At 73.7% G+C, this 17,120-nt stretch carries 19 protein-coding genes; 8 read left to right on the top strand and 11 right to left on the bottom strand.

Translation table 11 applies throughout. From position 1 onward, the window contains the following. Positions 1–98 precede the first annotated feature (98 nt). Entirely contained in the window at positions 99–524 is a 426-nt protein-coding gene (locus tag AB0I11_RS27125) for a hypothetical protein (RefSeq protein WP_357326382.1), read from the bottom strand. Between the two features lie 40 nt (positions 525–564). After that, positions 565–1,548 (bottom strand): 4-hydroxy-3-methylbut-2-enyl diphosphate reductase, encoded by a 984-nt coding sequence (locus AB0I11_RS27120; protein WP_357326379.1) that lies wholly within the window; start codon positions 1,546–1,548, stop codon positions 565–567. Positions 1,549–1,733: 185 nt separating this feature from the next. Between AB0I11_RS27120 and xseA the strand changes: the two genes are divergently transcribed. Together xseA and AB0I11_RS27110 are read left to right on the top strand one after the other, a co-directional pair. Beyond that, positions 1,734–2,975: an exodeoxyribonuclease VII large subunit gene (xseA, locus tag AB0I11_RS27115; protein WP_357326376.1), complete on the top strand. Its 1,242-nt coding sequence runs from the start codon at positions 1,734–1,736 to the stop codon at positions 2,973–2,975. A 130-nt stretch (positions 2,976–3,105) separates the two neighbouring features. Next, on the top strand, positions 3,106–3,327 hold the full coding sequence (locus AB0I11_RS27110; protein WP_046562612.1) for an exodeoxyribonuclease VII small subunit: 222 nt from the start codon (positions 3,106–3,108) through the stop codon (positions 3,325–3,327). A 109-nt stretch (positions 3,328–3,436) separates the two neighbouring features. Here AB0I11_RS27110 and AB0I11_RS27105 read toward each other — a convergent pair whose 3' ends face one another. Next, positions 3,437–4,279, bottom strand: coding sequence for a hypothetical protein (locus AB0I11_RS27105; RefSeq protein WP_357326371.1), 843 nt, complete (start codon positions 4,277–4,279; stop codon positions 3,437–3,439). 249 nt (positions 4,280–4,528) lie between these two features. Then, on the bottom strand, positions 4,529–5,296 hold the full coding sequence (locus tag AB0I11_RS27100; protein ID WP_357326368.1) for a DUF4245 domain-containing protein: 768 nt from the start codon (positions 5,294–5,296) through the stop codon (positions 4,529–4,531). Between the two features lie 159 nt (positions 5,297–5,455). On the opposite strand from AB0I11_RS27100, the gene glpX reads away from it, so the two are divergent. Together glpX and AB0I11_RS27090 are read left to right on the top strand one after the other, a co-directional pair. Beyond that, entirely contained in the window at positions 5,456–6,487 is a 1,032-nt protein-coding gene (gene glpX, locus AB0I11_RS27095) for a class II fructose-bisphosphatase (RefSeq protein WP_357326365.1), read from the top strand. Beyond that, entirely contained in the window at positions 6,484–7,455 is a 972-nt protein-coding gene (locus tag AB0I11_RS27090; RefSeq protein WP_357326362.1) for a DMT family transporter, read from the top strand. The genes glpX and AB0I11_RS27090 overlap by 4 nt, the downstream gene beginning before the upstream one ends. Here the strand turns inward: AB0I11_RS27090 and AB0I11_RS27085 are convergent. Continuing rightward, positions 7,421–8,371 carry an NAD-dependent epimerase/dehydratase family protein gene (locus AB0I11_RS27085; protein WP_357326359.1) on the bottom strand — a complete coding sequence of 317 codons (951 nt, stop codon included), beginning with the start codon at positions 8,369–8,371 and terminating at the stop codon, positions 7,421–7,423. The two genes, AB0I11_RS27090 and AB0I11_RS27085, sit on opposite strands and share 35 nt — an antisense overlap. A 137-nt stretch (positions 8,372–8,508) precedes the next feature. Between AB0I11_RS27085 and AB0I11_RS27080 the strand changes: the two genes are divergently transcribed. Continuing rightward, on the top strand, positions 8,509–9,195 hold the full coding sequence (locus AB0I11_RS27080; protein WP_357326356.1) for a TetR/AcrR family transcriptional regulator: 687 nt from the start codon (positions 8,509–8,511) through the stop codon (positions 9,193–9,195). A gap of 49 nt (positions 9,196–9,244) precedes the next feature. On the opposite strand, the gene AB0I11_RS27075 is transcribed toward AB0I11_RS27080, so the two are convergent. From AB0I11_RS27075 to AB0I11_RS27050, 6 genes are all read right to left on the bottom strand, one after another. After that, complete coding sequence (locus tag AB0I11_RS27075; protein ID WP_357326352.1) at positions 9,245–10,213, bottom strand: NAD(P)/FAD-dependent oxidoreductase; 969 nt, start codon at positions 10,211–10,213, stop codon at positions 9,245–9,247. 103 nt (positions 10,214–10,316) lie between these two features. Further along, positions 10,317–10,979 (bottom strand): rhomboid family intramembrane serine protease, encoded by a 663-nt coding sequence (locus AB0I11_RS27070; protein ID WP_357326349.1) that lies wholly within the window; start codon positions 10,977–10,979, stop codon positions 10,317–10,319. 118 nt (positions 10,980–11,097) lie between these two features. Further along, a complete protein-coding gene (locus AB0I11_RS27065) occupies positions 11,098–11,778 on the bottom strand; it encodes a lytic transglycosylase domain-containing protein (RefSeq protein WP_357326347.1) in 681 nt (226 codons plus the stop codon). Between the two features lie 335 nt (positions 11,779–12,113). Further along, entirely contained in the window at positions 12,114–13,529 is a 1,416-nt protein-coding gene (locus AB0I11_RS27060) for a PhoH family protein (protein ID WP_357326344.1), read from the bottom strand. A gap of 413 nt (positions 13,530–13,942) precedes the next feature. After that, positions 13,943–14,377, bottom strand: a complete 435-nt coding sequence (locus AB0I11_RS27055) for a hypothetical protein (RefSeq protein WP_357326341.1) — start codon at positions 14,375–14,377, stop codon at positions 13,943–13,945. Between the two features lie 34 nt (positions 14,378–14,411). Beyond that, positions 14,412–14,753, bottom strand: a complete 342-nt coding sequence (locus AB0I11_RS27050; protein ID WP_357326338.1) for a hypothetical protein — start codon at positions 14,751–14,753, stop codon at positions 14,412–14,414. Positions 14,754–15,017: 264 nt separating this feature from the next. Between AB0I11_RS27050 and AB0I11_RS27045 the strand changes: the two genes are divergently transcribed. The 3 genes from AB0I11_RS27045 to otsB all read left to right on the top strand — a co-directional run bounded on the left by AB0I11_RS27045 (position 15,018) and on the right by otsB (position 16,883). Then, entirely contained in the window at positions 15,018–15,458 is a 441-nt protein-coding gene (locus AB0I11_RS27045; protein ID WP_046562519.1) for a helix-turn-helix transcriptional regulator, read from the top strand. Positions 15,459–15,637: 179 nt separating this feature from the next. Beyond that, positions 15,638–15,991 (top strand): hypothetical protein, encoded by a 354-nt coding sequence (locus tag AB0I11_RS27040; RefSeq protein WP_046562518.1) that lies wholly within the window; start codon positions 15,638–15,640, stop codon positions 15,989–15,991. Positions 15,992–16,058: 67 nt separating this feature from the next. After that, positions 16,059–16,883 (top strand): trehalose-phosphatase, encoded by an 825-nt coding sequence (gene otsB, locus AB0I11_RS27035; RefSeq protein WP_357326334.1) that lies wholly within the window; start codon positions 16,059–16,061, stop codon positions 16,881–16,883. Positions 16,884–17,120: the final 237 nt, after the last annotated feature.

Here is a 17,120-nt window from a genome sequence, read left to right as displayed (position 1 = left end):
CTCCGCCCGTCGGGGCGGGACTGCGCCGGTCGGGGCGGGACTGCGCCGGTCGGGGCCGGACTGCGCCCGTCAGAGCGGGGCTCCGCCCGGGGCCGCGCTCAGGCCCGGCGGGCGGACTCGACGACGAACGGGGTGCCCTGCTGGCAGGTGGTCATCAGGCCGGGCTGCGGGTGACCGGTGACGACGACCCGGGTGCCCGGCTTGAGCACGTCGCGCGGGCCGCCGACGAGCAGGTTGCCGCCGATCAGCAGGCAGTTCGGCTCCACCCCGGCCTCCACCACGCCGGTCAGGGTGTCCCGGGCGGGGGGCGGCACCGAGGGGCCACCCTTGCCGGTCGGCGTCGGGCCGCCCTTGCCGGTCGGGGTCGGGTCGCTCGGGACGGCGCTCGGGTCCGGGCTGGGCTGGCTGGTCACCGGGGTGGCTCCCGTCGTCGTGGGGGTGGTGGGCTCGGCGCCCAGGCCCGCGCAGGCGCTCAGCGCCACGCCGGCGACCAGGGCGACCAGCACCGTCCGAGGAGTCTTCATGCCGAGTTCGACGTACCGGCCGACGGTTCCGTTCCGGCCGTCAGCCGCGCGCGGCGGCCTTCATGTCCCGCTTGAGCTCCTGCGGCAACGAGAAGGTCAGCCGCTCGTTGGCGGTGGTGATCTCGTCGACGTCGGTGAAGCCCCGCTCGGCCAGGCGCGCGAGGACCTGCTGGACCAGCTCGTCCGGCACGCTGGCGCCCGAGGTCACCCCGACGGTGCGGGCGTCGGCCAGCCAGGCGTCGTCGATCTCGTGGGCGAAGTCGACCAGGTGCCCGGCGCGGGCGCCGGCGTCGAGGGCCACCTCGACCAGGCGGACCGAGTTGGAGGAGTTACGCGAGCCGACGACGATCACCACGTCGCAGTCCGGCGCGATCTCCTTGACCACGTGCTGCCGGTTGGAGGTGGCGTAGCAGATGTCGTCGCTGGGCGGCGACTGGAGCAGCGGCAGCCGCTGCTTGAGCCGGGCCACCGTCTCCAGCGTCTCGTCGACCGAGAGGGTGGTCTGGGAGAGCCAGACGACCTTGTTCGGGTCGCGGACGGAGATCTTGTCGACGCCGTCCGGGCCGTCCACGAGCTGGATGTGCGCGGGCGCCTCACCGGCGGTGCCGACGACCTCCTCGTGCCCCTCGTGCCCGATCAGCAGGATGTCGTAGTCCTCGGCGGCGAACCGGCGAGCCTCCTGGTGGACCTTGGTGACCAGCGGGCAGGTCGCGTCGATCGCCCTGAGCGAGCGCTCCCGGGCCTGCTCGTATACCTCGGGGGCGACGCCGTGCGCGGAGAAGATCACGGTGGCGCCCTCCGGCACCTCCTCGTTCTCCTCCACGAAGATCGCGCCCTGGGCCTCGAGGGTCTGCACCACGTGCTTGTTGTGCACGATCTGCTTGCGCACGTAGATGGGGGCGCCGTAGAGCTTCAACGCCTCCTCGACGGTCTGCACCGCCCGGTCCACCCCGGCGCAGTAGCCGCGGGGCTTGGCCAGGAGCACGCGCTTGCCGGTCCGGGGAGTGGTCGCAGCCTCAGTCACCCGACCATCGTACGTGGCGGCTCTTCGGCCGGCAGCGGCCGCGAGGCGTCGACCGTCCCCGCACCACCCCGTTGATCACCAGGCGCGGCGCGGTCCCGGAACTCACCGCCGTCCCGTTTCGGACGACACGGGCGGGGCGGAGGTGGTGTCGGGGTGGGCGGTGCGGCGGGAACTAGGGTGGGCGGATGGGCGCGGTGGGGCAGGGCGGCAGCGAGGTCGGACGGAGCACGTCCGAGGAGCCGTGGCCGGTCCGGGTGGTCAGCCAGAAGATCGCCGCGTGGATCGCCCGGCTGGGGTGGGTCTGGGTGGACGGGCAGGTGGCGCAGATCAGCCGCCGGCCGGGCGCCAGCACCGTCTTCCTCACCCTGCGCGACCCGTCCGCCGACCTGAGCCTGACCGTCACCACCAACCGGGACGTGCTCGACGCCGGCGCGCCCGAGCTGCGTGAGGGCGCCCGGGTGGTGCTGCACGCCAAGCCCGAGTTCTACGCCGCCCGGGGCACGCTGAGCCTGCGCGCCGACGAGATCCGCCAGGTCGGGCTGGGTGAGCTGCTGGCCCGGCTGGAGAAGCTCAAGAAGCTGCTCGCCGCGGAAGGACTCTTCGACCGGTCCCGCAAGCGCCGCCCGCCGTTCCTGCCGCAGCGGATCGGGCTGATCACCGGGCGGGCCTCGGCCGCCGAGCGGGACGTGCTCACCAACGCGCGCCGGCGCTGGCCCGCGGTGGAGTTCCGCACGGTCAACGTGGCGGTGCAGGGCCCGAGCGCGGTGCCCGACATCGTGGCGGCGCTCAAGGTGCTCGACGCCGACCCCACCGTCGACGTGATCGTCATCGCCCGGGGCGGCGGCGGCATCGAGGACCTGCTGCCCTTCTCCGACGAGGCGCTCTGCCGGGCGGTCTTCGCCTGCCGTACCCCGGTGGTCAGCGCGATCGGCCACGAGACGGACACGCCGCTGCTGGACTACGTGGCCGACGTCCGCGCGTCCACGCCGACCGACGCGGCCAAGCGCGTCGTCCCCGACCTCACCGAGGAGGTACGCCTCATCGGCCAGGCCCGGTCCCGGCTGGAGCGGGCGGTCCGCAACCTGGTGGACCGGGAGTCGCACCGGCTCGACCTGCTCCGCTCCCGACCCGTGCTGGCCCGCCCGCAGGTGATGGTCGAGCAGCGGGCCGCCGAGGTGGTCGCGCTGCGCGACCGCGCCGGCCGCTGCCTGGACCACCGGCTCGCCGCCGCCGGCGACGACCTGCGGCACACCCTGGCCCGGCTGCGCGCCCTCTCCCCCGCCGCGACCCTCGACCGGGGGTACGCGATCGTCCAACGCGCCGACGGGCACGTGGTCCGCGCGGCGTCCGAGGTGGCCAAGGGCGACCCGCTGCGGGTCCGCCTCGCCGAGGGCGAGCTGGCCGCGACGGTGGACGGCGGGAGCTGACCGGTCCCCGGACGCCCCCTCGACCCGGCGGGTTGACGCCGCCTCGACCCGGCGGGTTCCGGCGACGCGCCGCCCGCAGCCGGCGACCCGTGCCCACGGTCCGCGCCGGGAGTGTGATGGGATGGGCCCGATGAGCGACCAGAGAGACGCCGGGCCGGACGAGCGGCTCAGCTACGAGCAGGCGCGGGCCGAGCTGGCCCAGGTGGTCGAGCGGCTGGAGGCCGGCGGGACCTCGCTGGAGGAGTCGCTGGCGCTCTGGGAGCGGGGCGAGCGCCTCGCCGGCGTCTGCCAGCGCTGGCTGGACGGTGCCCGCGCCCGCATCGACGCCGCCCGGCAACCCGCCGAGGACTGACCGGAACCGCCGCCACAGCGACCGGAAACGCGGGCGCGGCGACCGAGCCGCCGAGGACTGACCAGAGACGCCGGTGGGGCGGCCGTGGCCGCCCCACCGAAGCGTTCGGTCAGCTGAACAGGTTGTAGAACTCGGCCGGTGCCTCGACGACCTGGTCGGCCGGGGGCTTCTGGGCGGCGGTCGCGCTGCCGTAGTCCGAGTACGTGATCTTGATGTCCTGGGCGGCACTCTGCCCGGCGGCGGAGAGCTGGAGCACCAGCTCGCTGAGCCGGCCCTGCCCGTCCACCTTGGCGGTGAACGGCACGGTCTTCGCCTGGGTGCCGAGCGCGGTGATCACCGCGGGGTCGAGCGATCCGGCCTCGGCCGCCTTGGACACGTCGACGGTGCCCGCGTACGCGCCCTCGCCGGTCTGCCGGACCTCGGTGATGCCCTGGGTCAGCACGGCGCTGCCGGCCGGGTCGACCTTGTCGAAGTCGAAGCCGAGCGCCCGGTTGCCCTTGATCCGGGTCTGGTCGAGGTGCTGGTACTTGCCGAGATTGAGCTTCTGCACGCCGGGGACGCTGCTGGCGGCCTTCCCGCCGAGTTCCAGCTTCACCCAGCTGTCGGGCTTGAGGTGGATCAGGTCCAGCTTCATCATCAGGTCGGACGACGGCTCACCGATCGTCATCCGCATCTCCGCGCTCTGGCTCGGCTCGTGCACCTGCCCCTCCGCCGTGGAGCCGGCGCCGGACATGGTGAACCGGAAGTTCCCGTCGCGGATCGCGTTCGTGGAGTCGAGCAGCGCCTGCTTGGCGTCGCCGGTGCCCGCGCTGCCGCTCGGCGCGATGCTGCCGGAGGCGCTCGGGGTGCCGGAGGCCCCCGCGCCGGCGGTCCCGTCGTCGTTGCAGGCGGCCACGCCGGGGATGAGCAGCGCCGCGGCGAAGGCGGCGGCGCTGAACCGTCGAATCTTCATGTTGAACCTCTCCAGGTGGGTCGTCCGGCCCACGAGGTGCCGGAGGCGTTCCGCCGCAGCCCTGACGCCGGCTCCGGCGCACGGCCCCGGCGCGACCTCGGAGGCGGCGACGGGTCCGTGCCTCCTCTGTTCCCTGAAGTGGTGTTCGGCAATCCCTGTCCGGTTGGGCGCGGCCGTCCGCCGTCCACCCGGGCGCCGGCGGCCGGTCCCCAGGCGCCGGCGGCCGGTCCCCGGGCGACGCCGGCCGGGTCAGCGCAGCGCGCTGGCCAGCTGACGCAGCTCGCCCTCCCGGGCGTCACCGATCACGAGCACCGTGCGGTTCGGTTCGAGCAGGACCAGGGCCTGTTCGTTGTCCCGGGCGGTGTACCGCTGCCAGCTCGCGCCGGGCAGCTCGGCCGGCCCCTGCGGCTGACCACCCTTCAGCTCGGTGCGCAGCAACTGCTCGGCCGGCACGTTGCTCTCCACCAGTTGGGCGCCCCGCCCCTCCGGGGTCAGGTAGCCGATCCGCAGCGTGGCGCCCCCGGGTTCGGTCCGGTAGCGGGCGCTGACCGTACGCCAGCCGGAGGCCAGCCCTTCGGGCTCGCTGACCGGGAACGCGCCGGCCGCCCGGGCCTGCTCGATCGCGGGCGCGGCATCGACGGTGGTCGGCTCGTCCCCGCCCAGGAAGCCCCGGTAGAAGGCGAGCAGCAGCACGATGGGGACCAGCAGCACCAGCAGCGACAGGGCCATGTCCCGGGGCGACCGCTCGGAGCGCGACTTCTCCTTGCGGGCCGGCGGGGCGGGCTGGTCGCCGGAGACGGCGGGGTGCGGGCCGGCGTCGCCCGCGGCCGGCCGGTCGACCGGTTCGACGAGGGCCGGCTCGCCGCCCTCGGCCAGCGGTGCGGGACCGGTCGACGACTCGACCAGCGCCGGCTCCCCGGCCTGGGCAGCGGGCCCGGCGGCGGGCCCGACCGGCGGCTGGCCGTCGGGCGGGGTGGCGTCGGTCGGTACGCGGTCGGCAGGCTGTGCGGGTTCCACCCGACCATTCTCGCAGCCCGCCGTGAGGCGTGATCCTGGCCTCCTCCGCCCCGCTCCGACGCGGAACCTGAGATCGTGTGAGGATCAGCGACAAAACCGGCGGCGGCGACGGCCGCATCCCGCCGGTCCACCCCGCAACGTCGCGAGGAGGAAGCCGTCATGACAATCACCAGGACGCGAACCCCCCAGGATCTGGACCGTAACCTCGCCCTCGACCTCGTCCGGGTCACCGAGGCCGCGGCGATGGCCGCCGGCCGCTGGGTCGGTCGGGGCGACAAGGAGGGCGGCGACGGAGCCGCCGTCGACGCCATGCGCAAGCTGATCAACTCGATCCCGATGCGCGGGGTCGTGGTGATCGGCGAGGGCGAGAAGGACAACGCCCCGATGCTCTTCAACGGCGAGGAGGTCGGCGACGGGACCGGTCCCGAGGTGGACGTGGCGGTCGACCCGATCGACGGCACCACGCTGATGAGCAAGGGCATGCCGAACGCCCTCGCGGTGCTCGCGGTGGCCGAGCGCGGCGCGATGTTCGACCCGAGCGCCGTCTTCTACATGGAGAAGCTCGCCGTCGGCCCGATGTACGCCGACGTGGTCGACATCAACGCCGGGGTGGCCGAGAACATCCGCCGGATCGCCAGGGTCAAGGGCACCGACGCCGCCGAGGTGACGGTCTGCGTGCTGGACCGGTCGCGCCACGACGACCTGGTCAAGCAGATCCGGCGGACCGGGGCGGGCATCCGGTTCATCTCCGACGGCGACATCGCCGGCGCGATCGCGGCGGCCCGGGGCGAGTCCGACGTCGACGTGCTGATGGGCATCGGCGGCACGCCGGAGGGCATCACCGCGGCCTGCGCGCTCAAGTGCATGGGCGGGATGATGCAGGCCAAGCTCTGGCCCAAGGACGCCGAGGAGCGGGAGAAGGCGATCGCCGCCGGGCACGACCTGGACCGGGTGCTCTTCACCGACGACCTGGTCACCGGCGACAACTGCTTCTTCGTGGCCACCGGCGTCACCTCGGGCGACCTGCTGCGCGGGGTGCGCTACCGCTCCGGTGGGGCGTACACCCAGTCGATCGTGATGCGTTCCAAGAGCGGCACGATCCGGGTGATCGACTCGTACCACCGGCTGGAGAAGCTGGCCCTCTACTCGGCGGTCGACTTCGACGGCCGTCCCCTGGCCGAGCAGGAGTGACGCTGACCGGGACGGCGGCTCCGCCCACGCTGCCGCCGGCCCGGCGGATCGCCGGCGTCGGGCTGGCCACCGGCGCCGGCGTCGGCGTGGCCGTCCAGTCCCGGATCAACGGCGAGTTGGGGGTACGGCTGGCCGACGGGATCGCCGCGGCGGTGGTCTCGTTCGGCGTGGGCCTGCTGATCCTGTTGGTGCTGGTCCCCGCCACCCCGGCCGGCCGGCGCGGGCTGGCCGCCCTGCGGGTGGCGCTGCGCGCCGGCTCGCTGCGGCCCTGGCAGTGCCTGGGCGGCCTGTGTGGCGCCTTCCTGGTCGCCACCCAGGGGCTCACCATCGGCACGCTCGGCGTCGCCGTGTTCACCGTGGCCGTGGTGGCCGGGCAGTCGGGCAGCAGCCTGCTGGTGGACCGGGCCGGCCTCGGACCGACCGGGCCGCAGCCGATCACCCCGCACCGGCTGGTCGGCGCGGTGCTCACCGTGCTGGCGGTGCTGCTGGCGGTGGGCGACCGGCTGGGCGACCCCGGCGCGCTGGCGCTGGCTCTGCTGCCGATGGCCGCCGGCGTCGGCATCGCCTGGCAGCAGGCGGTGAACGGCCAGGTGCGGGCGGCGGCCGGCAGCGCCACGATCGCCACGCTGGTGAACTTCGCCGTCGGCACGGCGGCGTTGCTCGCCACCTTCGCGGTGGAGGTGGCGGTGCGGGGCCGCCCGGCCGGCGGCTTCCCGGCCGAGCCGTGGCTCTATCTGGGCGGGCCCATCGGCATCGTGTTCATCGCGCTGGCCGCGGCCATCGTCCGCTTTACCGGGGTGCTGCTGCTCGGCCTGGCCACCATCGCCGGGCAGATCGTCGGGGCCGTCCTGCTCGACCTGCTGCTCCCCACCTCGGCCGCGCGCCCCGGTCTGGACACCCTGCTCGGCGCCGCCCTGACCATGGTGGCGGTCCTCATCGCCGCGCTCGGGCCGGCCCCGCGCCGGTGACCGGGCGCAGTCCGGCGACGGTCTCGGCGAGGGCCTGGTCCAGCGGTGTCGGCGTGAGGCCGAGGGCCCGCTCGGCGGCGGTGGCGTCCAGCACGTACGGCCGGCGGAACTGGTAGGCGGTCTCGCGCAGCTCACGGGCCGTCGGGTCGGCCAGCCCGGCGAGCCAGAGCAGCGGGTACGGCATCCGGATCAGGCGCGGCGCCCGGGCACCGACCAGGGCCGCCGCGCGGGTGGCCAGGTCCCGCATCGGCACGGCCGGTGAGCTGGGCACGTGCCAGGCCCGGCCCCAGGCCCGCTCCTCGGCCGCGGCGGCGACCAGGGTGCGGGCGACGTCCGGGATGTACGTCCAGGTGTGCGGGGCGTCCCAGTCCACCGGCAGGAACACCGGTCGCCCGGCGAGCACCCGGGGCAGCACCATCATCGCCAGCGAGGAGCCGCCGGTGCCCAGGTAGTCGGAGCCGCGTACCTCGGTGATCCGGGCCTCTCCGGCCCGGTGCGCGGCGAGCGCGTCCGCCCACATCCGGTTGCGGACCCGCCCCTTGACGCCGGTGGCCGCGAGCGGGGTGGCCTCGGTCATCGGGCCGTCGACCGGCCCGTACCCGTAGAGGTTGCCGACGGTGGCGAGCACCGCGCCGGTCCGCTGCGCGGCGGTGAGCAGCGCGGCGGCCAGCGGCGGCCAGTCGGTGGGCCACCGGTGGTACGCCGGGTTGGCGCAGTTGTAGAGCGCCGCGGCGCCCTCGGTCAGCGCGGTGAGCCGGTCGGTGTCGGCGGCGTCGGCGGCGGTCCGCTCGATCGCCGGGTGGTCGGGTCCGGTGCCGCGCCGGGTCACCACCCGTACCCGCTCGCCGCGGTCGGCGAGGAGGCGGGCGGTGGCGGTGCCGACGGGTCCGGCGCCGACGATCACGTGCAGGGCCATGGAGGGGCCACCCTTCGAAGCGGGGATACCTTCTGAGAGCACCGCTCTCGCATCAGAGCATGCTCCACCGCGCCCCTTCCGTCAAGAGCGGTGCTCTCTCTTTTGATTGCCGCTCTCAGACGTGGCAGAGTGGGGGCATGGTCGCTCCCTCGCTCCGCGCCCGGGTCCGCGCCGGAATGATCGACGAGATCAAGGCGGTGGCCCGCCGCCACCTGGCCACCGACGGCGCGAACCTCTCGCTGCGCGCGGTCGCCCGCGACATGGGCATGGTCTCCTCGGCCATCTACCGCTACTTCCCCAGCCGCGACGACCTGCTCACCGCGCTGATCCTCGACGCGTACCAGGCGCTCGGCGACGCGGTGGAGGCGGCCGACGCCGCGGCCGACCGGGCCGACCTGCGCGGGCGCTGGCACGCGGCCTGCCGGGCCGCCCGGACCTGGGCGCTCGCCCACCCCGCCGAGTACGCCCTGCTCTACGGCAGTCCGGTCCCCGGGTACGCCGCCCCCGACGACACCGTGGCGCCGGCGTCGCGCCCCCCGCTGACCCTGGTCGGCATCCTCCGCGACGGGGTCGCCAGCGGCCGGCTCCACCCGACCGAGGAGGAACTGCCCGAGCCGCTTCGCGACGACCTGGCCGAGGTCGCCGCGGGCACCTCCATGGCGCTGCCCGCCGCGCTGCTGGCCCGGGGCATGGCCGGCTGGACCCAGCTCTTCGGCCTGATCAGCTTCGAACTCTTCGGCCGGTTCAACCGGATGCTGCCGCACCGCGACGAGTACTTCGACCACCAGACCGCCCTGATGGCCGACCTCATCGGCCTGCCCTGAGCGCCGGCGGGCCGACCGCGGGCACCCGGTCGTCGCGCTCCCGGACGGCTCAGGTGCCGTCGGAGGAGTGACCGGGGAACAGGTGCGCGGACGGGTCGATCGCCACGGCCGCGTTGTTCACCGCGGTGGCGGCCTCGCCGAAACCGGTGGCGATCAGCCGGACCTTGCCCGGGTACTCGGTGATGTCGCCGGCCGCGAAGACCCGGGGCAGGTTGGTGGCCATCGCACTGTCCACCACGATGTGCCGGCGGTCCAGGTTCAACCCCCACTCGGCCAGCGGCCCCAGGTCGGCGGTGAAGCCGAGCGCGGCCACGACGGTGTCCACCGGGAGCGTCTCCACCGGCCCGCCGCGTACGGTCAGCTCGGCACCGGTGACCCGGTCCTCCCCGTACAGCTGGGTCACCTCGGCGTTGACCACCACCCGCACGGGCAGCGCGCGGACCCGCGCCACGGTGGAGGCGTGGGCCCGGAACTTCTCCCGCCGGTGCACCAGGGTGACCGACCGGGCGAGCGGCGCCAGGGTGACCGCCCAGTCGAACGCGGAGTCGCCGCCGCCGACGATCAGCACGTCCCGGCCGGCCAACTCGGCCGGCTGCGGCACGAAATAGACGATCCCGGCGCCCAGGAAGCTGTCCGCCACCGGCAGTGGTCGCGGCGCGAAGCTGCCCAGCCCGCCGGTCACCACCACCGCCCCGCAGTGCAACTGGTCCCCGCCGGCCAGCCCGAGCACCGGCCGCCCGTCGAGGTACGCCAGCTTCTCGGCGCGGACCCCGAGCAGGTATTCGGGCTGGAAGGGCGCGGCCTGGGCGACCAGGTTGGCCACCAGCTCCCGGCCCTTGACCGCCGGGAAGCCGGCGACGTCGAGGATGAGCTTCTCCGGGTACATGGCGGTGACCTGCCCGCCCGGCTCGGGCAGCGCGTCGACGACGGCCACGGAGAGCCCGCGGAAGCCGGCGTAGTACGCGGCGAAGAGCCCGGCCGGACCGGCCCCGATCACGGCGACATCGACCTCGCGCATGGCGTACCGTCACTTTCGGTCACGGATCAACGCGTATTGATCCCGACGGTAGGCGGCCGGGGGGCACCGGGCAAGCACGTCCCGGATCCGCGTCGGTGCCCGATCAGGGGAGGGTGACGGTGGACGGCTCGACCGGCGCCGGGTCGGGCAGCTCGTCCCGGCGGCGGCGGAACAGGATCGCCGCGACGATCCCGCCGAGGAACCCGAACAGGTGCCCCTGCCAGGAGATGCGCTCGTCGGTGGGGAGGATGCCGAGCAGCTGCCAACCGTAGAGCAGGCCGACCAGCAGCACCACCGCGAAGTTCCACCAGCTCCGCTCGACCACCCCACGGGTGAGCAGGATGCCGAGATAGCCGAAGATCACCCCGCTCGCGCCGACCACCACCGAGTTGGGCGAGCCGGTGAACCACACCCCCAGGCCGCTGACCAGGATGATCACCATGGTGGACCAGAGGAACCGGCGGGTGCCCGCGGCCAGCACGAAGGTGCCGAGCAGGATCAGCGGGATGCTGTTGCTGTAGAGGTGGTTCCAGCCGGCGTGCAGGAACGGCGAGAAGATCACTCCGTCGAGCCCCTGGATCCGGCGCGGGATGATCCCGGCGGTGACGTCGAGGTCGGACCGGAGGCCGACGTCGAGGGCCTCGATGAGGAAGAGGACCGGCACGACCGCGCACATCGCCACGAAGGCCCGACCCAGCGAGGCGTAGAACGCCTCGGTGCCGAACCGTCGGGGATCGCCGCCCGTGGGGCCACCGCGCCAGGTCACGTACCAACAGCTATCAGCAATCGGGCCCGACCGCCACCCGAGCGCCGCAGCCGACCGGGATGAGACGACGGCGGGCGGCGCGGACATCCGCGCCGCCCGCCGTCGACGGGGCGTCCGATCAGTACCAGCCGCTGTTCTGCGAGTGCTGCCAGGCACCGCACGGGTTGTTGTACCGGCCCTTGATGTAGCCGAGGCCCCACTTGATCTGGGTGGCCGGGTTGGTCTTCCAGTCGTCGGCGACCGAGCCCATCTTGCTGCCCGGGACCGCCTGCGGGATGCCGTACGCGCCGGACCCCGCGTTGTAGGCCTTGTGGTTCCAGCCGCTCTCCTTGGTCCAGAGCTTGTCCAGACAGGGGAACTGGTCGATATCGAAGCCCTGGTCGAGCATGATCGCGCAACCGACCTTCCGGTTGCCGCTGTACTCCTCGCAGGAGGACGGGATCGGTCCCTCGTACGGCTTGGTGACCGCCTTGGCCGCGGCCTCGCGCTCCTTCTTGCGGGACGCGGCGGCCGCCTCGGCCTCCTTGGCCCGCTCGGCGGCCTCCTTGGCCGCCGCGGCGGCCCGCAGCTTCGCCTGGTACTCGGCGGCCCGCTGCTTGGCCGACACCAACCGGTGGTCGGCCTGCCGGTCCCGCTGGTACGCGTACTCCGCCTGATCGACCTCGAGGCCGACCTGCGCGGTCAGGCCCTGCTGCTGGGTCTGACGGTCTTCGCCCAGGTAGAAGCCACCGGCGACGCCCACGGAAAGCAGCGCGACAGCGGCCGTACGGGCGCCGAACCGGCTCCACAGCCGACTCACGAAGTGTCCCTTCGTCGGGGGCAAGGACACGGCGCGGACGCCTGGCCGCCTCAATGGCCGCGCGTCGGCACGCCGCGAGCGCCCCGGCCCCGAACTCGCGGCCGCCGCCCCGCGGTTCGTGGCCCTTCGCCGCGCCGGGGCGAACGATGCTCGACGATCCTGTCGGGGCGTCCGACGACTCCAGATCGGTGCGCGAACCTGGCCGCGCGGACCTGGAGTTGTCGGAGACGCTCGATGGACACCATTGCGCACAGTGAGGCTGATGGGAAACGCTGGGCTCTATTTGTGATCTGCACCACAAGGCGAATGCCCACAAAGGCGGGCAAAAACCCGGATCAGAGCGGTCCGTCCTCCAACAAGTCAGTGACCATTGCGGCGATCGGTGAACGCTCCGAACGGCTGAGGGTGACGTGCGCGAAGAGCGGATGACCCTTCAGCGCCTCGATCACGGCGGTCACCCCGTCGTGCCGCCCCACCCGCAGGTTGTCCCGCTGCGCCACGTCGTGGGTGAGCACCACCCGGGACCCCTGACCGATCCGGGACAGCACGGTGAGCAGCACCCCCCGCTCCAACGACTGCGCCTCGTCCACGATGACGAAGGCGTCGTGCAGGCTGCGGCCCCGGATGTGGGTCAGCGGCAGCACCTCCAGCAGGCCGCGGGCGATGACCTCCTCCAGCACGTTCTCGTGCACCACGGAGCCGAGGGTGTCGAAGACCGCCTGCGCCCAGGGGGACATCTTCTCCGACTCGGAGCCGGGCAGGTAGCCGAGTTCCTGACCGCCGACCGCGTAGAGCGGGCGGAAGACGATGACCTTCTTGTGCCGGCGACGCTCCATCACCGCCTCCAGCCCGGCGCAGAGCGCCAGGGCCGACTTGCCGGTGCCGGCCCGGCCGCCCAGCGACACGATGCCGATCGCCTCGTCCAGCAGCAGGTCCAGCGCGACCCGCTGCTCCGCCGAGCGGCCGTGCACGCCGAACGCCTCCCGGTCGCCCCGGACCAGCCGCACGGTCTTGTCCGGCAGCACCCGGCCCAGCGCCGAGCCCCGGCCGGAGTGCAGCACCAGCCCGGTGTGGCAGGGCAGGCCGGCGGCGGCATCCAGGTCCAGCGCCTCGCCCGCGTAGAGCCGGGCGATCTCCTCCTCGGTCAGCTCCAGCTCGGCCATGCCGGTCCAGGTCGGATCGCTGGCCTGGCCGTGCCGGTACTCGTCGGCGCGCAGGCCCACCGAGGCCGCCTTCACCCGCAGCGGCATGTCCTTGCTGACCAGGGTGACCTCCCGCCCCTCGGCGGCCAGGTTGAGCGCCACCGAGAGGATGCGGGCATCGTTCGACTCGTTGCGGAACCCCGGCGGCAGCACCCCGTCGTCGGTGTGGTTCAACTCGACCCGGAGGGTGCCGCCCTGGTCGTTGGCGGGCACCGGCCGGTCGAGCCGACCGTGCCGCACCCGCAGCTCGTCGAGCATCCGCAGGGACTGGCGGGCGAACCAGCCCAGCTCGGGATGGTGCCGCTTGCCTTCCAACTCCGAGATGACCACCAGCGGCAGCACCACCTCGTGTTCGGCGAAGCGGTAGAACGCCGCGGGATCGGAGAGCAGCACCGAGGTGTCCAGGACAAAGGCCGGGCCGGCTGGTCGGGGCTCCTCGGGGCCGGCCGACGCGGGCGCCGCGGTGCGGCGGCTGCGGGTGGTCCGGCGGGTCACGGCGGTCGCGGCCGGGGTCTGGTCGGCACCGGCGGGGGTACGGCGAGTGGTCACAGGCCTGCTCCGCGGATGGGCACCCGGCCACCCGAGTTCCGCCTCGTCCGGTGCCCGGTGGACACGGGGTCGGATGCGGGCCCCGTGCGCGAGGTCGCAGGTCCGGGCTGTCCGGCTGGCCCGGGAAAGCCCCGTGCCATGTCTAGACGCTAATGCCCGCGCGGCCCGTCGGCTAGTGGTGGCGGCGGGCTGCGGCGCATCGACCGGGTGAACCCAGCCCGCTCAGCGCGGCCCGGTGCGGTGCGGCCCGGCCCGGTGCGGCTCAGGGTCGTTCGGAAGGTCGACCGCGGCGCGAGGCCGGCCGGGATGCATGCCCCCTGCGCGCATCCCGGCCGGCCGGACCACCGTCACCAGTCGGCGGTGGCCCAGACGGTGCGCGTCCGCCGCGAACGCCGCACCGCGCCCGGGCGGCCTCAGCCGTGCCGGCGTACCAGGGTCCCGGTCTGCCGCCCGCCCCCCACGGACGCGCTGAACGAGGAGCCCGTGTACGTGGTGCCCTGCCGGGTGGCGAGTCCGCCGAGCTGCACGGTCGCGGTGGCCCGCGGGGCCGCGCCGGGTGCGGGCTTCGCGGTCACCGCGGCCGGTACGGCGGTGCCGGCGAACGGGACCGCGGCGCGGCTGGGCGGGGCGGACACCGACGCCGGGGTGGACCGGGCCAGCGCCGAGGCGATCGCGGCCTGCGCGTCGCGGCGCCGCCGGTTCCAGGCGCCCCGGTCACCGTCGAAATACCCCTGCCGGTAGCCGAACCGGTAGCCGATCCGGTAGCTGAGCTGCCCGTGCAGCCGGCCCGCCGCGTAGCAGGTCGAGCCGAGCAAGAGGACGAGGAGGACGGCCAGGAAAGGGCTCACCGGGTCACCCCCGCCCGCGTCCCGGCCCGCCGGCTCATCGCTCCTCCGGTTCGGCCACCGGGTCAACGACCAGCAGCCGCTCCAGGTCCTCGGTGCTGACCTCCTCGACCAGCTCGACGCTGATCCGGCAGCCGTCCAGGATCACCTCGGCCACCGAGGTCCGGCGGATGTCGCCGCCGGCGTCGTAGACCCGGACGCTCAGTTCGGGGCAGCCCAGGTGGGTACGCCAGGCGTCCCACTCGTCCCGGTCGCCGACGCTGAGCGACAGATAACGGCAGCCCCGGGCCAGGTAGAGGCGCCACGGTGCGCTCAACCCGGCGGCCACCCCGGCCGCGATCAGGCCGAAGGCCTGGGAACGGGTCGCGAGCTCGGTCACGAGACCCCCTCAGCACTCGCGGAGTGACGCATGTGAGCACTCGTCGTCTCATGCACGTGACACACCGTAAGTTGTCTCATGAGCGTGACAGTATCAGCTTTTCGTCCGTTTACCGCCGTACTGCCGTCCATCTATTCTGCCCGGGTGGCACCCCTCAGGAGCACCTCCCAATCGTTTACCGGCGATCCGGATCCTCCGTCTCGTCGGCGTGACAACAGCGTGCCGGGCCGCGCCGGCGGACCGGCCGGGCCGTACCGTCACGGAGTGACCGAGACGGCCAACGCCCGGAAGATCGCCTTCGCCACCTTCGTTCGCCGCGCGCTGGACGACGCGCGCGCCATGCGGGCGTGGAGCGGCACCGAGGTCTCCCGGCGCACCGGGGTCTCCCGGCAGACCATCAACCGCTGGGTACGCGGCGACTGGGCCAGCGACCCCGAGGTGGAACGGGTGGTCGCCTTCTGCGAAGGGCTCGGCCTCAACCCGGCGGCGGCCTTCGCCGCCCTGGGCTGGGACCGGGCGACCGCGCCGAAGGCCAGCCCCACCCCGCCGCCGATGGACCCGGACGTCGAGGCGCTGCTGCGCCGGCTCGTCGACCCCCGGGTCTCGGACGCGGAGAAGTTCCACATCCGGGAGACCATCCGCTACCTCGCGTACCGCCCGACCCTGCCGACGGATTCCGGAAAACGAGGCAGGCAGGCCGGATAGTCGACACGCCAGGCAGTTCCGCAAATGGCGAAAGAACCCCCGGACAGATCCGATCTATCCCCTCCGGGCCCGGATCGGACGCGCTAGCGTCCCTGTTTGTACTGCTCGGGGCTCGTCGTCGGCGGGGGGACGGGACAAGGCCGAACTCAGCCCTGCGGGACAGAAGGAGGGGTCTGTCCATGACCCTGAAATGGTTGGCAGTCGTGGTCGCGGTGGTGTCGGTGACATCGTGCGTGACCGGCAACGTGGTGGTCGGCGTACTGAACGGCGGGCAGCTTCCCCTGGTCGTCAACCTCTTCGCGCTCATCACTGCCGGCACCTCGGTGGTCCTCGCCGTCGTCGCCGAACTGCACGACCGGCTCAACGACCGGGTCAGCGCGCTCACCGAGTTCCTGGTGGCGCGGCTCAACGAGATCGAGGCACACACCGGCGACCGGAACACCGGCTTCGTGGAGGGCTACCTGCTCAGCCACGGCCAGGACGCGGCCGTGGTGCCGTTCGGGCGCCGGGGACGGGGAGCCGCCGAACGCTGACCACCGCCTGGCCGGCCAACCATCGCGGCCACGAATACCCCGCCCGGCGCGGGGTACGCTGACGCGCGTGCCGCCGTTGAATCTGGGCAACCAGCAGCCGAGGACCCCGTTGGACGCCGAGCACGCGTGGCGCGCTACCGCGGCACGCGCGCGGGACGTGGTCCTCTTCTTCGACTTCGACGGCACCCTCGCGCCGGTCGGCGACGATCCCACCACGGTCCGGCCCGCTCCCCGGGTGCTCACCGCGCTGGCGGCGCTCGCCCCGCGGGTACGCCGGATCGCCATCGTCTCCGCGCGCCCGGTGGAGTTCCTCCGCGACCAGTTCGGCGGCCTCGCCGGCATCGACCTGTACGGGCTCTACGGCCTGGAGCACAGCCACTCCGGCGGCGAGACGGTCACCGAGCCCGCCGCGCTGCCCTGGGTGCCCACCATGGCCGAGCTGGCCGACCAGGCGCGCGCCGAACTGCCGCCCGGCGCCCTGGTCGAGTTCAAGCGGCTCTCCGTCGCGCTGCACTGGCGGACCGCCCCGCAACTCGGCGACCTGGTGCAGGAGTGGGGCCGGACCAACGCCGAGCGGCTCGGCCTGCGCTGCCAGGCCGGGCGGATGGTGCTGGAGCTGAAGCCCCCGGTCGACCGGGACAAGGGCCTGGTCATCGGCGAGGTGATCCGGGACGCCGGCGGTGCCTGGTACTTCGGCGACGACGTCTCCGACATCAAGGCGTTCGCCGCGCTGCGCGCCCGTGCCGCCGCCGACCCGGAGTTCATCGGCGTCTGCGTGGCCGTCGCCAACCCGGAGACCGGCCGCGAGGTCGCCGACGCCGCCGACCTCACCCTCGACTCCCCCGCCGCCCTCGGCACCTTCCTCACCGCCGCCCTCCCCCACCTCCCCTAACCCACCCCCGCCCCGCCCACTCCCACCCCACCCCGGCTCCGCCGATCATGGAGTTGTGGTGGTGGACAAAGGCGGCATCACGGGTGATTCGGGCGCCACAACTCCATGATCGACGGGGCGTTAGGCGGGAGGGCGGGAGGGAGGGTGGGGTTAGTCCTTGTCGCCTCTGGCGAGGTGGCCCGTTCCGGGCTGAAAATCGTGTGGGTCGCTCGCTGACGTCGTCGCTCCTTGGTCCGT

This window comes from Micromonospora sp. NPDC050495 (assembly GCF_040655175.1).
In the GTDB taxonomy this organism is placed as follows: Bacteria; Actinomycetota; Actinomycetes; order Mycobacteriales; family Micromonosporaceae; genus Micromonospora.
The sequence above is the reverse complement of the archived record's forward strand: the minus strand, read 5'-3'. Positions and strand labels throughout refer to the sequence as shown.